This is a genomic window from Brevibacillus centrosporus (assembly GCF_003710815.1).
GTDB classification, from domain to species: domain Bacteria; phylum Bacillota; class Bacilli; order Brevibacillales; family Brevibacillaceae; genus Brevibacillus; species Brevibacillus centrosporus.
The window spans coordinates 130,174-143,985 of record NZ_RHHP01000008.1 but is presented as its reverse complement, the minus strand read 5'-3'; the positions used below and the strand labels follow the sequence as shown (position 1 = coordinate 143,985).

Genomic DNA, 13,812 nt, shown 5'->3' with positions numbered 1-13,812 from the left:
CCAAGGGGGAGAAACGATGAGTGAAGCATACAAACAAGCAGGCGTAGATATCGACGCGGGGAACGAAGCTGTCGAGCGCATGAAAAAACACGTAAAACGGACATTCCGTCCCGAGGTGCTGACCGATTTGGGCGGCTTCGGTGCGCTGTTCCGCATGGATACAAAGAAATACGAAAAGCCGGTACTCGTATCGGGTACAGACGGTGTCGGCACAAAGCTGAAGCTGGCATTTGCGATGGATAAGCACGATACCATTGGCATTGACGCTGTAGCAATGTGCGTGAACGACGTGGTTGTGCAAGGGGCAGAGCCGCTCTTTTTCCTCGACTACCTGGCTGTCGATAAAGTGATTCCGGAAAAGATCGAAGCGATCGTTAAAGGGATTGCAGATGGCTGCTCCCAGGCAGGCTGTTCCCTGATCGGTGGGGAAACGGCGGAAATGCCGGGCATGTATGCGGAAGGCGAGTATGATATCGCTGGCTTTACCGTAGGTGTTGTAGACGAGAGCAAGATGATCACCGGTTCTACTGTCGCAGCAGGTGATGTGTTGATTGGCCTGGCGTCCAGCGGCGTGCACAGCAACGGTTTTTCTCTCGTGCGCAAGGTGCTTCTGGCGGACAAAGGCATGTCCTTGCACGATCATGTAGATGTGCTGGGGAAAAAGCTGGGCGAAGAGCTGTTGACCCCTACCCGCATTTACGTGAAGCAGGTTCTCTCCGTCCTGGAATCGTTTGAAGTCAAAGCGCTGGCGCATATTACAGGCGGCGGCTTCACCGAAAACATCCCGCGTGTCCTTCCAGAAGGTACGCAAGCTGTGATCGATGTCGGTTCCTGGCCTGTACTGCCGATCTTCTCTCTCGTTCAGGAAGCGGGCGGCATTTCCTATCCGGACATGTACAAAACGTTTAATATGGGGATTGGCATGATGCTGGTTGTCAAACAAGAGGATGCTGTCCCAGTGATCGAAAAACTGCAGGAGCTCGGAGAAAAGCCATACCTGATTGGAAATATTCAGGCGGGTGAACGCAAGGTCGTATACAACGGGGTGGAATGGTGAAAAAGGTAGCCATTTTCGCCTCGGGCAGCGGCTCGAACTTTGAAGCGATCGTGCAAGCCGTACAAAGCGGACGACTGAAGGGTGTGGAGGTCTCGCTGCTCATCTGCGACAAGCCGGGAGCAAAAGTGTTGGAGCGCGCAGAGCGTCTCGGTATTGAGGCGTTTGTGTTTCAGCCAAAAGCGTATGCGGATAAAACGGCATTTGAGACCGAGATCGTGGCAGAGCTGCAAAAGCGCGGTGTTTCTCTCGTCGTCCTGGCTGGTTACATGCGCTTGGTCGGAGAGACGCTGCTTGCTGCCTATGAAGGCCGCATTATCAACCTGCATCCGTCCCTTTTGCCAGCATTTACGGGCAAGGATGCGGTTGGTCAGGCACTGGCATACGGGGTAAAGATTACGGGGGTAACGGTACATGTGGTGGACGCCGGACTGGATACCGGGCCGATCATCGCACAGATTCCCGTAGCCGTGCAGGAAAACGATACAGCGGAAACATTGGCGGCGCGCATCCATGAGGTCGAGCATGGTCTTTTGGTAGACGTGATCGGCTGGTTGGTAGAAGGACGAGTGAAGCTGGAAGGACGCCATGTCCAGCTGGTGTAATTCAATAGGTAGGAAAGGCGCTTACGTTCTTGGAACAAGCGCTTTTTTCGTTTTCGTGAAACCATGACAAGCGTGGAGATAGCAAACCAAATGGAGTCTCTCGACATATGGTGAATAGAAGAGCAAAGCCGTAATCGAGGAGGGGCCCATTTGAGCGGAGATTTTGTTGCCGATTTGCTGGGCAAGCTAAGCAAGAAGACAGGGCGGGAATGGACACTGGCCGACATTATGAAGCTTGCCGAAAAATTCCCGAAAGGCGGCTCCCAGGACATAGACGCGGTCATGAGTGAGCTGTCCGATATGGGGCTGAATGTTCCGGAAGAAACAAAGGAAAAAGTGAAGGAACGGATGAAAAGCGGAAAATCCCTGACGATGGATGAGCTGGGAAGCCTGATGCGCAAGGACGTCAAAGGGAAGCGGAGCAAGGTCAAAAAACCGAAGCTGGCAGCAGGAAGAGGCAAGCCGCTTTCACTCGCGCAACGTGTGAAAAAGTTGTCGGCCAAGAAAAAGAAAAACCGGTAAATAGGTGCATATGGATAGAAAAAAGCAGTCGCGAGTGCAGAACAAGCACAGGCGGCTGCATTTGTTTTGCCTGACGAAAACCTTGATGAAAACGTACATTTATGTTTTAATAGGAATGGAATGTTCGTGTTTTGTTTGAAAAATACGCAACCAAGCATCGAAGAACAGCCTCGTAGTGGTTTTCTGAGGTAAACTATCCAAAAGTCCAGGAGGTTCTATCCGTGAGTGTGAAAAAAGCGTTGATCAGCGTTTCTGACAAGACAGGATTGATACCGTTTGCTCGTCGTCTGGCTGCTGCCGGAGTAGAGATCATTTCAACCGGAGGTACAGCTTCTCTCTTGAAGGAAGCGGGTGTTCCTGTCATCGGCATTTCCGAAGTAACCGGGTTTCCAGAAATTCTGGACGGCCGCGTCAAAACGCTGCATCCGAATATCCATAGCGGTCTTCTGGCTGTGCGCGACAATGAAGCTCATCAAAAGCAGTTGAAAGAACTTGCGATCGAGACCATTGATCTGGTTGTCGTGAACCTGTATCCATTTAAAGAAACCATTGCCAAGCCAGATGTTACATTTGAAGAGGCAATTGAAAATATTGATATTGGCGGACCGACTATGCTGCGTTCCGCTGCGAAAAACCACGCGTTTGTCAGTGTCGTCGTCGATGCGGCTGATTACGAGACAGTGGCATCCGAGATTGAAGCGAACCAGGACACGACGCTTGAGACTCGCCGCAAACTGGCTGCGAAAGTTTTCCGTCACACAGCAGCGTACGATGCCCTCATTTCCCGTTACTTGAGCGATCAGGTGGGAGAGCTCTTGCCAGAGAGCTTCACAGTGACCTATGAGAAGGCACAAGACCTGCGCTACGGCGAAAATCCGCACCAACGTGCAGCCTTTTACCGCGAGCCGCTGGCGGGCACTGCAAGTATCGCCTACGCGGAGCAGCTGCATGGCAAAGAGCTTTCTTACAATAATATTAACGACGCAGATGCAGCACTTGCGATTGTCCGTGAGTTTTCGGAGCCGGCTGTTGTAGCGATCAAGCATTCCAACCCATGTGGAGTAGGAATCGGGACAACCATTCGCGAAGCTTATCAGAAAGCATACGAAGCAGATGCCGTTTCGATCTTTGGCGGTATCGTCGCAGCTAACCGCACGATTGACCGTGACACGGCACTTGCAATGAAAGAGATCTTCCTGGAAATCATCCTCGCACCAGACTTTACAGAAGAAGCGCTGGCTGTATTGACCGAGAAAAAGAACCTGCGTCTCCTGCGCATCCCTACCTTGAACGAGGCTTCGGTAAAAGCGAACCATTTCCGCGTAGCACCTGTTGCTGGCGGCGCCTTGGTTCAGGATTACGATCTGAAACAGCTGGAGGAATCCGAAGTTCGTGTCGTGACGGATCGCGAGCCAACTGCGGAAGAGATGGAACAGCTGAAATTTGCTTGGAAAGTAGTCAAGCATGTGAAGTCCAACGCCATTTTGCTGGCGAAAGACAACATGACTGTCGGTGTAGGGGCAGGTCAAATGAACCGCGTCGGCTCCGCAAAGATCGCAATCGAGCAGGCCAACGATCTGGCAATAGGCTCTGTATTGGCTTCTGATGCCTTCTTCCCGATGTCTGATACGGTTGAAGCAGCGGCAGCAGCCGGGATTACAGCGATTATTCAGCCAGGCGGCTCGGTACGTGACCAAGAGTCTATCGACGCTTGCAATCGCTTTGGGATTGCCATGATCTTCACAGGTACTCGTCACTTCAAACACTAATAGAGCGCATGACCTCTAGCACAGGAGGAAATACGATGAATGTTCTGGTAATCGGCAGTGGCGGTCGTGAGCACACGATTGCATGGAAGCTGCTGCAAAGCCCGCAGGTGAAAAAGGTGTATTGCGCGCCGGGAAATGGCGGGACTGCGCAAATCGCTCAAAATGTACCGATTGGTGTCAATGACTTCGCGGCACTGGCCCAGTTTGTCAAAGACGAAGGGATCGACTTGACGGTTGTCGGCCCAGAAGATCCTCTCTTGGGAGGCATCGTAGACTTTTTCGAGGAACGCAACCTGCCGATCTTTGGTCCAAATGGCAGAGCGGCTATGATCGAAGGCAGCAAATCGTTTGCCAAACGCCTGATGATGCGCTACAACATCCCGACCTCGGCGTATGAATCTTTTATTGACTACGAATCGGCAATCGCCTACGTGCGTGAGCAAGGTGCACCAATCGTCATCAAAGCCGATGGCCTGGCAGCCGGAAAAGGCGTCGTCGTAGCCGAAACGCTGGAAGAGGCAGAGGAAGCCCTTCGCCAGATCATGGAGGAGAGTATTTTCGGGGAAGCAGGCACGCGTGTGGTCGTCGAGGAGTGCATGTTTGGCGAGGAGCTTTCCTTGCTGTCCTTCGTCGACGGAGAAACTGTCAAGCCGATGATCACTTCTCAGGATCACAAGCGAATTTTCAACGATGACCGCGGCCCGAACACAGGGGGCATGGGGACGTACGCTCCGGTTCCGCAAATGTCTGAGGAGCTGGTTGACCAGATCGTGGAGACGATCGTCAAACCGATGGCAAAAGGAATGGCGCAAGACGGAATTCCGTTCAAAGGCATTCTCTACACCGGCTTAATGATTACGGAGCAAGGTCCGAAAGTGGTGGAATTCAACGCGCGCTTTGGAGATCCCGAGACGCAGGTGATACTGCCTTTGCTCGAGACAGACCTGCTGGAGATCGTAGTCGCTACCATCAAGGGTGAGCTGGATGCCGTTGATGTGAAGTGGAAAAAAGGCAGCGCTGTATGTGTTGTGATGGCAGCTCCGGGTTATCCGGGGGACTATCCAAAAGGTCAGCTGATTGAAGGCTTGGATCGCACAGGAGAGAACGTTACCGTTTTCCATGCAGGAACGAAGGCTGCCGAAGAGGGCATCGTCACCAGTGGCGGACGCGTGTTGGGTGTGACCGCAACGGGAGAAGATCTGGAGAAAGCGCGCGCAGCCGCCTATGAAACGGTGCAGGCCATCTCGTTTGAGGGAGCGCAGTATCGGACAGACATTGCCGCAAAAGCAATGCGTCATCAAAATAACAGCCGATAACAAAAGCAGCAGCCCAGGCATTTTCGCGCCTGGGCTGCTGTCGTATTCGCTAAATGAGACTATGCTTCGATGTTCTGGCTTACGCTGACAGGGACAGAGGCACGTTTGCGCTGCTTGACAGCAGACAGTCTCGCCAGAAAATAAACGATCAAAAACAACACCATTAAAAGCGCCGACAAACGGTACATCATCGCGTAGCTGGTTTGTGCAGCGATGGTGCCGAGCAGGATGGAGCCGACAGCGATCCCGCAGTCGATGGAGTTTAAAAAGAAGCCATTGGCCATACCGCGTTGCTCCGGCTTCACTTCTTTTACCATCCAGGCTTGGGTAGACGGCTGGATGCATCCATAGCCAGCACCGTACAAGAGGGCGGAGATAATGAGGATCACATCGCTCTTTACATAGGATAGACCGATCAAGCCGAGAATAATGAAGATGGCTCCCGGAGGAAAGACGGCGATATGCCCCTTTTTATCAAAAAGCTTGCCAGAAATGGGGCGAACGAGGACGATTGCGACCGCGTTGCAGAGGAAAAACCAGCTGATGTGCTCGATATTTGCTTCTCTGCCATAAAGGGCGAGAAAGCTAACCAACCCGCCGTATGTGACGGACATGCAAAAATTCAGGAAAGCGGGCAGCAGAATTTTTCTGTCGTAAAACCGTTTCAGTCCCTTTTCCTGCGCATGTGCGCCCAAAGTAGGCTGTCTATAAGCGCGAATAATGGAGACGATCGGGAAAATCAACACGATAGCAGCCACGCCAAAGGACAGCATGGACCCAAAACCAAACGCGGACAGAACGCCAAGTCCGATCATCGGACCCAAAGCTTGCGCAAGGCTTTGCGACAGACCGTAGTAGCCCATCCCTTCTCCTAACCGTTTGGAAGGGATCGCATTCGTCACGACCGTTGGGAGAGTAGTACTGCTGATCCCGAATCCGAAACCAAACAGGGCGCGCATGATGAGCAGAAGAGTCATGGAGCTGGTCCAATAATACCCGGCGGTTGTAAGACCGACTATACACAAGCCAACGATCAGAATCCTCTTACTGCTTTTACTCTTCAACCACTCGCCCGTAAATACCCTGGCGACGACTGCCCCTAAAGCGAAAAAGCTGGCAGTTAAACCTGCCGTAAAGTCATTAGCTAAGTAAGTTTCCTTTGCGTAAGTAGGAAAGGTAGGTAACTGCATTTGAATGATCAGAAATAAAAAGAAGTTACTCAGTGTGATCAGGATAAAATCCTTAGACCACAGTTTCTCTCGCTGTTCTCCCACAGATGACACTCCTATTCTTTTGTATGTCTGTTTACGTTCTCAGCAATTCGGATCAAGGCTTGCCTTAGTATCTGCAGCTCCTCTTCGCTCATCCCGTCGACTACCTCCGAAATGGCCTTTGCTTCAGCAGGTGTCGCGAGCTCAATCCATTCCCGTCCTTTGTCAGAGAGCATGAGCAAATAAGCACGCCGATCCGTCTCGCTGAGCTTTTTCTCGATGAAGCCTTTTTTTGCCAAGGCGTCAAGAATTCGTGTAATGGTAGGCTGGTCCTTGGTGGTGCGGATTGCCAGCTCTTTTTGATTGATGCCCTCTTGCTTGCTCAAGCAAAAAAGAACAGAAAACTGCTCCGGCGTCAAATCAAATTCCCGCAGATAGGTGGTGACATGCATGACGATTTTCCGATACGTCTTGCCCATCAGAAAACCAATGGATTCATCCTGCCAGTAGTCGTTCAAGGGTAGATCCTTCTTTCATTAAAAATACTTGCTGTGACAATTATATGCTAAACAAGTAATTTTGCAAAGAAAAAGTACCGCCAAAAATTATTGGCGGTATCTTCCTTTTCTTTTGGAGCTCGCATAGACGAAATAGCCCATCACAGCGATTACCCCGACTATGGCAGCGATGACAAACAGGTTGTGGGAAAGCCATTCGTAAAGCGGAGGTCCGTTCAGCATGCCCTTCTCCTCCTAGGAATAGGTTGGATATCGATGCTCGTCGTGACTGTAGTGTTCGGATTGACTTTTCTCGGTTGTCGATTCTGTAGAGGAGGACGTGTTCGAAGCGGAGGCTGATGTAGCCTTGGATTCCTTGTCCTCTGAGCGAAACGATACGAATTCCCTCGCTGCTTTTTCCATAAGCTCATCCTCAGGGGACAGGTGAGGGCCATTGGAACCATCATGATTTTGTTTCATAGAAGGAGCAGAGCTCGCTTTGCTGTTCTCTGTGCTGCTTGCCTTCGTCTCTACATTCTTTCGGGCGTTCAAGGTACGAGCTACCTGACCCATCACCATTTGAAAGCCTTTGCCTTTCGCTTGGGCGATCATGTCCTGCATTCCCCGCATTCCTTTTTCCGAGCCAGTGCTAATGCCCAGAGCGCGGTACATCATGCAATGTCTGGTCACACCCTCAGCCACTTTCATTGCGGAAAAAGCCATGAGAAGCCAAGGGGCATTGTAGGGGCGTCGGCTCATTTTGCCTATGCCGTAAGCCAGTCCCAAGAGTCCTCCGGTAATTCGGATGATGGCGTCTGTTGTTCCGACGTTCTTATGCATCGCAATCTGCCTCCTATGCGAATCCTTTTTTCTAGGGCTAGTTTTTGTTGTTCGGAAGGGATACACCCCCGGAAATTGTTGCTAGGAGGCGAGCAGGACTCCTGTCTTTTAGCGGCGAAGGAGTAAGTGGTCGTAATGAATGAGCATTCAGTTGGTGGAGAAAAAGACGAGGAGGAGAGAGAAAATGCGTGTAAGACCGATATCTGCAGAGGCCCATTTGCAACTGATCCGCGTCAGCAGAAGGCTTTCGCCGGCCACAATATGGATTCGTGGTGCGCAAGTTTTGAATGTCTATACAAAATCGTGGCAAAACGTCCATGTAGTCACTTCCGGTGATCGAATCGCTTATGTAGGGGAAAAAGAGCCGCTGGTCGATGAGCATACGCAAATTGTGGATGCAAGCGGGCAATACCTGGTGCCGGGATACTTCGAGCCGCACGCCCACCCTTTTCAATGGTACAACCCGTATACACTCGCTGATTTTGCGCTGCAAAGAGGGACGACTACACTGGTTTCCGATACGCTGATGCTGATGAACCTGCCCTTTAGCCAGGTGTCGTCGATCATGGAATCGCTCTCTGTTCATCCTGTGAAGCAATACTATTGGGCGAGACTAGACCCGCAGACAGGAAAAGAACATCGGAAGTTTACACGGGAAGGCCTGACACGGATGCTGGAGCACCCGCTTGTTGTGCAAGGCGGAGAGTTGACAGACTGGCAAGGGGTTCTGGGGGAGGACGAGAAAATCCTGTTTGGACTCAAGCACGCACGCGACTTGGGCAAACGCATGGAGGGCCATCATCCGGGTGCCTCGGTGGAGACGCTGAATACAGCGGGAGCCGCAGGCATCACTGCTTGTCACGAGGGGATCACGGCACAAGACCTTTTGTCTCGCCTGCAGCTCGGGATGTATGCAACGCTGCGGCACTCCTCGATTCGCCCGGACTTGCCTGATCTAGTCAAAGGATGGCTCGAGTTGGGACTTCCGTGGTCCTCGCGAATGATGCTGACTTCAGACGGCAGCACGCCTCCGATGCATCGAAACGGATTGATGGACGGAACGATTCGGGTGGCGATCGAAGCGGGCATGCCAGCGGAAGAAGCGTACGTCATGGCAACGCTGAATCCGGCCGTTTACTACGGGCTCGACGCTGAAATAGGCGGTATTGCACCGGGAAGAATCGCCGATATGCTGCTTTTATCGGATAAACATGATCCGACACCTGCCGTCGTCTTTGCCAATGGGGTACGAGCGGCAGAAGGCGGTGAGATTCTCGTGCCGACTGTCGAGCAAAGGTGGCAAGACTGCTCGTTCCCGGCATTTGACCCTTTAGAGAAGCAGACTAGCACAGAGTGGTTCCGTCTGCAGCCGACAGAGGGCAAAGCGCCTGTTATCCAAATGCTCAATGCTGTCATCACGCGTTTGGAAATGGAAGAACTGCCCACAGACGAGCACGGAGATGTTTCCATCCAGGATGATCCGGATCTTGCCTTTCTCGTTCTTATTGACCCTGTTGGACAAAGGCGGAGCGCTGCGGTGCTGCGGGGATACGGACGGGATCTAGAGGGACTGGCGAGCAGCTATACGGCATCAGGCGAATGGATCGTCATCGGGCGCGATCCGATTGCCATGGCGGCAGCGCTAAAACGAGTCCGGGAAATGGGCGGGGGGATTGTGCTCATAGATCGAGGAGCAACCGCCTGCGAATGCCCGCTGCCTTTGGCAGGGAAGTTTTCAGACGCCCCTATGCCAGAGGTTATAGATATGGCAGTGGCGTTTACAGAGCTGCTGCAGGAAAAAGGGTATAGGCATTTCGATCCAATCTACTCCCTGTTATTTTTCACCGCGACCCACTTGCCGTACGCGCGTTTGACAGCAGACGGCATAGTCGATGTCAAAAGCAGTCGAATCGTGATTCCATCAATTCCACTCCCTTGAGTGGAATTTTTTTATTCGTAAGTTAATGCTTTGCCACGTCAAAGCAATGATATACCATTTTAAGTTCAATCCGATTCCAAAATCGATGAGTATGTATTGGTTAACCATGTATCTTAAAATTATATTTTTTCTCTTGTAAATTTTTTGATTTATTTTACAATAAAGAAGAACCAGGCCATATCTATCTTTATACCTATTAGAAGAAGTGCTTACAAAGTCGCAACCTGGTAAAGGAAAGAGCTGGGCTGGGAAAAACCAAAAATAAAGAAATATTAAAGGGGGATTCAATTCCGCATGAAAAAGCGCTCTCACATCAGCATTCTATCTGCGGTATTGGTAGCAAGCGTTGCGTTGACAGGTTGCGCAGGTGGTAACAGCTCAGCAGGAGGAAACAATGCAAGCGGCGGCAACAGCACACCGCCGGCACAGACACAGCCAAGCACTTCCGGAAGTAGTGGTGGTACAGCAGCTCCTGCAAATGGTGGAGTCATCAAAATTGCAACGCAAACCCCTCTCTCCGGGAACCAGTCCTCCCTGGGGGACGCAATCAAGACGGGTGCAGAGTACGCTCTGAACAAGCGGAAGGAAGAATTCAAGGCATTGGGCTTTGACATCCAGCTTTTCCCTCAGGATGACCAGGCTGACCCGAAAATCGGGGTATCGAATGCGGAAATGCTGATTTCCGACCCTGATGTATACGGTGTAGTTGGGCACTTGAACTCCGGTGTTGCCATTCCTTCGTCCGTGAAGTACGAAGAAGGCAAGCTGGTCATGGTGTCTCCCGCGAATACCGCGGTCAAGCTGACGGAAGAAGGAAAGAAAACCGTACACCGCATTTGTGCGCGTGATGACGCACAAGGACCAAAAGCTGCGATGTACGCGAAAAACACGTTGGGCGTAAAAACAGCATTCATCATCCATGACAAGACTGCTTACGGCCAAGGTCTGGGCGATCAAGTGAAAATGCAATTTGAAAAAGATGGCGTGCAGCTGCTCGGCTACGAAGGAATCACACAAGGCGAAAAAGATTACAGTGCGGTACTGAACCAAGTAACGGCGAAAAACCCAGATATCATCTTTTTTGGCGGATTGTATCCAGAAGGTGGTATCTTAATAAAACAAGCCCGTGAAAAAGGCTACAAGGGATATTTTATGGGTGGCGATGGCTTGGACTCTTCTGATATGATTAAAATCGCTGGTCCTGCCGTTGAAGGTGTAGTATTCACGTCTGTTGCCGGTGACGTGACGCAAACCGAAGAGGGCAAGAAGTGGGCAGACGAGTACAAAAAAACCACGAACAAACCTCTTGAAACCTATTCCGTTTACGGCTATGACTCCATGAACGTCATCCTGAACGGTGTGCTGGAAGCAATCAAAGCGAATGGCGGCAATAAGCCTACTCGTGAGCAAGTCCTCGATTCCGTGCACAAAACAAAAGATTTCCAAGGTCAATTTACAAAAGTTACCTTTGACGACAAAGGTGACAACACCAACGCTGACGTATTTATTTATAAGTACGACAAAGAAAAATCCAACTTTGTAGGTAAGGCACAGTAAGCACCTGACATCGTAGACCTTCAGCCTCATCGAAATAAGGGGCGACACATGATGTGCGCCCCTTATTTTACTTAAAAAGGATGTGCTGTGTGGGAGAACTACCTGATCCAGAGAGAGTTGCCATCCTCTGACACCGGGTCGCACCGTTTGGGCAGACCTCGACAAATTTTATGGGCATTCGTCACTTGCCATATTGAATGCAGAAAATTTCTACAGTTTACGAAGAAATGAGGGATGGAAAAGCATGCTGCTCAACATTTTGCCTCAGGTGCTGGTTGACGGTTTAACGCTTGGCTTCATGTACGCTGTTGTAGCACTTGGTTACACCATGGTTTACGGTATTTTGGAATTTATCAACTTTGCTCATGGGGAAATTTTCATGGTGGGTGCTTTCGTGGGGACAGAGGTATTGCTGATCACGGACGCACTGGGAGCACTTGAAGGTATGAATCCGTTTGTTGCCTTATTTATTACCTTAGTGATTGCTACGGCTGTTACAGGGGCACTGGGTGTTCTAATTGAGAGAGTGGCTTATCGACCACTTCGGGGAGCTCCTCGTCTGGTTCCATTGATTTCTGCTATTGGCGTATCGTTTTTGCTGCAGGACCTGGTTCGTTTTACAGAAGCGTTGGCTCGTAACGAGTTTTATCTGAACACTCCTACTCTTTTCACTACTCCGATCTCTTTGGGTGGCATCGCCACGATACCGGCAAAAGGCTTGGTTGTAATTGTAATTGCGATTGTAATGATGGTGGCTTTGACTCTGTTTGTGAACAAAACAAAGTGGGGAATCGCCATGCGCGCCGTAGCACAGGATAGAAGCACGGCATCGCTGATGACTATAAATGTAGACAAGGTTATCATGCTGACATTCTTGATCGGCTCGGGTCTTGGGGGAGCGACAGGTGTTCTGTTTGCCCAAAACTACGGAACGATCGACCCGTATATTGGCTTCATTCTTGGTTTGAAGGCATTTACTGCAGCGGTCTTGGGTGGTATCGGTAATCTTCGCGGTGCCATGGTAGGGGGAGTGCTGCTCGGCTTGCTGGAGTCTCTCTCGGGAGCGTACATGGGACCATTGACGAACGGGGCTTTTGGTGCCGAGTACAAAGACGTGTTTGCATTCAGTATTCTAATCCTCGTGCTTCTCTTCAAGCCGGAAGGGCTGTTTGGCGAAGCTGTGAAAGAGAAAGTGTAGGTGATCAGGATGGCAAACATGAAATGGAAATCATTCAAAGGCATACCACTTTTCGTCACGCTGATTTGGATCGCGGCATTTGCAGCATCCCTGCACTTCCTGGATAAGTCCGTTATCGCATTCCTGGGGATTCTCTCCTCGATCGTTCTGGTTTATTACACGAATACATCCAAAGCAATCAAAATGGTGATCGGTGCCTTGGTGCTGCTGATCGTCATTCCGTTGGTCGCGGGTGACAACCGCTACTACATGGAGGTAGCTTCGCAGGTAGGGATCTACGTGGCGATGGCGCTCGGTCTGAACATCGTAGTAGGCTTTGCTGGTTTGCTTGACCTGGGCTATGTGGCGTTCTTTGCCGCAGGTGCCTATGCTTACGCGATCTTCTCTACTTCGCAAGCCAATGAGTTCATTGCAGGCAACCTGTTCCCGCTGTCAGGGGAGTGGTTCTGGCCGTTCCTGATTGTCGGCTTGATTGTCGCAGCCGTATTTGGGGTCTTGCTCGGTTTGCCCGTACTCCGTGTAAAAGGTGACTATCTGGCTATCGTTACACTGGGCTTTGGGGAGATTATTCGGATTATTTTCAATAACCTGGACAAACCGATCAACATCACGAATGGTCCTCAAGGGATCACGCCAATTCCGTCACCGGAGCTGTTCGGCTTCAAGATGGGTACGCCGTTCTACTTTTACTTTATCGTATTGTTCGTCATTGCCTTTATCGTACTGGCTAATATCCGCTTTGAGCATTCCCGTCTGGGGCGTGCATGGATTGCGGTTCGCGAAGACGAACTGGCAGCCCAATCTATGGGGATTTCTCTTTTGAACACGAAGCTCGCTGCCTTTGCGACAGGGGCATCCTTTGCAGGTGTCGTCGGTGTCATCTTCGCAGCGAAGCAAACCTTTATCGACCCTACATCCTTTACGCTGATGGAGTCGATCGGAATTCTCGTGATGGTCATTCTGGGTGGCAGCGGCAGCATCCCAGGTGTCGTACTGGGGGCAGCTTTCGTAACCATCTTGCAAGTACAGCTCTTGAAGGAATTCTCCAACTTCCTGCATTCGCTGCAGCAGGCAGGCATCATCAATTTGCCGAACCAGTTGGACCCATCCAAGTTCCAGCGTCTCGTCTTTGGGATCATGTTGATTCTCGTGGCCTTGTATCGTCCGAACGGTCTGATCCCGGCGAAACGGAAGAAAAACGATCTGGATGCAATCAAAGCGAGCAAGTTTGGCCAAGTGAAGCTAGGGATTCTCAGCAAGATTTCCCAAATTTCTTCGGGCAAACAGTCGTAGGGACAAGGAGG

The 13,812-nt window shown here is 50.9% G+C and carries 13 protein-coding genes; 9 read left to right on the top strand and 4 right to left on the bottom strand.

Annotated features, from left to right (window positions below; all coding sequences use genetic code 11):
• Positions 1-16: 16 nt before the first annotated feature.
• The 5 genes from purM to purD all read left to right on the top strand — a co-directional run bounded on the left by purM (position 17) and on the right by purD (position 5,266).
• The gene (gene purM, locus EDM55_RS09695; RefSeq protein WP_092267414.1) at positions 17-1,057 is read left to right on the top strand and encodes a phosphoribosylformylglycinamidine cyclo-ligase; all 1,041 of its coding nucleotides are present in this window, start codon (positions 17-19) and stop codon (positions 1,055-1,057) included.
• Complete coding sequence (gene purN / locus EDM55_RS09690; RefSeq protein ID WP_092267413.1) at positions 1,051-1,659, top strand: phosphoribosylglycinamide formyltransferase; 609 nt, start codon at positions 1,051-1,053, stop codon at positions 1,657-1,659. The genes purM and purN overlap by 7 nt, the downstream gene beginning before the upstream one ends.
• 150 nt (positions 1,660-1,809) lie before the next feature.
• Positions 1,810-2,181, top strand: a complete 372-nt coding sequence (locus EDM55_RS09685; protein WP_092267412.1) for a hypothetical protein — start codon at positions 1,810-1,812, stop codon at positions 2,179-2,181.
• Between the two features lie 221 nt (positions 2,182-2,402).
• On the top strand, positions 2,403-3,950 hold the full coding sequence (gene purH / locus EDM55_RS09680; protein WP_122960205.1) for a bifunctional phosphoribosylaminoimidazolecarboxamide formyltransferase/IMP cyclohydrolase: 1,548 nt from the start codon (positions 2,403-2,405) through the stop codon (positions 3,948-3,950).
• A gap of 35 nt (positions 3,951-3,985) precedes the next feature.
• On the top strand, positions 3,986-5,266 hold the full coding sequence (gene purD, locus EDM55_RS09675; protein WP_092267410.1) for a phosphoribosylamine--glycine ligase: 1,281 nt from the start codon (positions 3,986-3,988) through the stop codon (positions 5,264-5,266).
• A gap of 59 nt (positions 5,267-5,325) precedes the next feature.
• Here the strand turns inward: purD and EDM55_RS09670 are convergent, their stop codons facing one another.
• The 4 genes from EDM55_RS09670 to EDM55_RS09660 form a co-directional block, all read right to left on the bottom strand.
• Positions 5,326-6,540 (bottom strand): MFS transporter, encoded by a 1,215-nt coding sequence (locus EDM55_RS09670; RefSeq protein WP_092267409.1) that lies wholly within the window; start codon positions 6,538-6,540, stop codon positions 5,326-5,328.
• 11 nt (positions 6,541-6,551) lie between these two features.
• Positions 6,552-6,995, bottom strand: coding sequence for a MarR family winged helix-turn-helix transcriptional regulator (locus EDM55_RS09665; RefSeq protein WP_092267408.1), 444 nt, complete (start codon positions 6,993-6,995; stop codon positions 6,552-6,554).
• Between the two features lie 87 nt (positions 6,996-7,082).
• The gene (locus EDM55_RS30875; protein WP_258957623.1) at positions 7,083-7,217 is read right to left on the bottom strand and encodes an EYxxD motif small membrane protein; all 135 of its coding nucleotides are present in this window, start codon (positions 7,215-7,217) and stop codon (positions 7,083-7,085) included.
• A 12-nt stretch (positions 7,218-7,229) separates the two neighbouring features.
• Positions 7,230-7,814 (bottom strand): YgaP family membrane protein, encoded by a 585-nt coding sequence (locus EDM55_RS09660; protein ID WP_092267407.1) that lies wholly within the window; start codon positions 7,812-7,814, stop codon positions 7,230-7,232.
• Positions 7,815-7,998: 184 nt separating this feature from the next.
• On the opposite strand from EDM55_RS09660, the gene EDM55_RS09655 reads away from it, so the two are divergent.
• The 4 genes from EDM55_RS09655 (at position 7,999) to EDM55_RS09640 (ending at position 13,801) form a co-directional block, all read left to right on the top strand.
• Entirely contained in the window at positions 7,999-9,753 is a 1,755-nt protein-coding gene (locus tag EDM55_RS09655) for an adenine deaminase C-terminal domain-containing protein (protein ID WP_122960204.1), read from the top strand.
• 294 nt (positions 9,754-10,047) lie between these two features.
• Positions 10,048-11,310, top strand: coding sequence for a branched-chain amino acid ABC transporter substrate-binding protein (locus tag EDM55_RS09650; protein ID WP_122960203.1), 1,263 nt, complete (start codon positions 10,048-10,050; stop codon positions 11,308-11,310).
• A 244-nt stretch (positions 11,311-11,554) separates the two neighbouring features.
• A complete protein-coding gene (locus EDM55_RS09645; protein WP_122926792.1) occupies positions 11,555-12,508 on the top strand; it encodes a branched-chain amino acid ABC transporter permease in 954 nt (317 codons plus the stop codon).
• Between the two features lie 9 nt (positions 12,509-12,517).
• Positions 12,518-13,801, top strand: a complete 1,284-nt coding sequence (locus EDM55_RS09640) for a branched-chain amino acid ABC transporter permease (RefSeq protein WP_092267508.1) — start codon at positions 12,518-12,520, stop codon at positions 13,799-13,801.
• Positions 13,802-13,812 lie beyond the last annotated feature (11 nt).

Bases quoted from the DNA above. Each gene is read 5' to 3' on its own strand.
- EDM55_RS30875 (WP_258957623.1), bottom strand. From the start codon at position 7,217: ATGCTGAACGGACCTCCGCTTTACGAATGGCTTTCCCACAACCTGTTT.
- purM (WP_092267414.1), top strand. From the start codon at position 17: ATGAGTGAAGCATACAAACAAGCAGGCGTAGATATCGACGCGGGGAAC.
- EDM55_RS09660 (WP_092267407.1), bottom strand. From the start codon at position 7,814: ATGCATAAGAACGTCGGAACAACAGACGCCATCATCCGAATTACCGGA.
- EDM55_RS09655 (WP_122960204.1), top strand. From the start codon at position 7,999: ATGCGTGTAAGACCGATATCTGCAGAGGCCCATTTGCAACTGATCCGC.
- purN (WP_092267413.1), top strand. From the start codon at position 1,051: ATGGTGAAAAAGGTAGCCATTTTCGCCTCGGGCAGCGGCTCGAACTTT.
- EDM55_RS09645 (WP_122926792.1), top strand. From the start codon at position 11,555: ATGCTGCTCAACATTTTGCCTCAGGTGCTGGTTGACGGTTTAACGCTT.
- EDM55_RS09650 (WP_122960203.1), top strand. From the start codon at position 10,048: ATGAAAAAGCGCTCTCACATCAGCATTCTATCTGCGGTATTGGTAGCA.
- EDM55_RS09640 (WP_092267508.1), top strand. From the start codon at position 12,518: ATGGCAAACATGAAATGGAAATCATTCAAAGGCATACCACTTTTCGTC.
- purD (WP_092267410.1), top strand. From the start codon at position 3,986: ATGAATGTTCTGGTAATCGGCAGTGGCGGTCGTGAGCACACGATTGCA.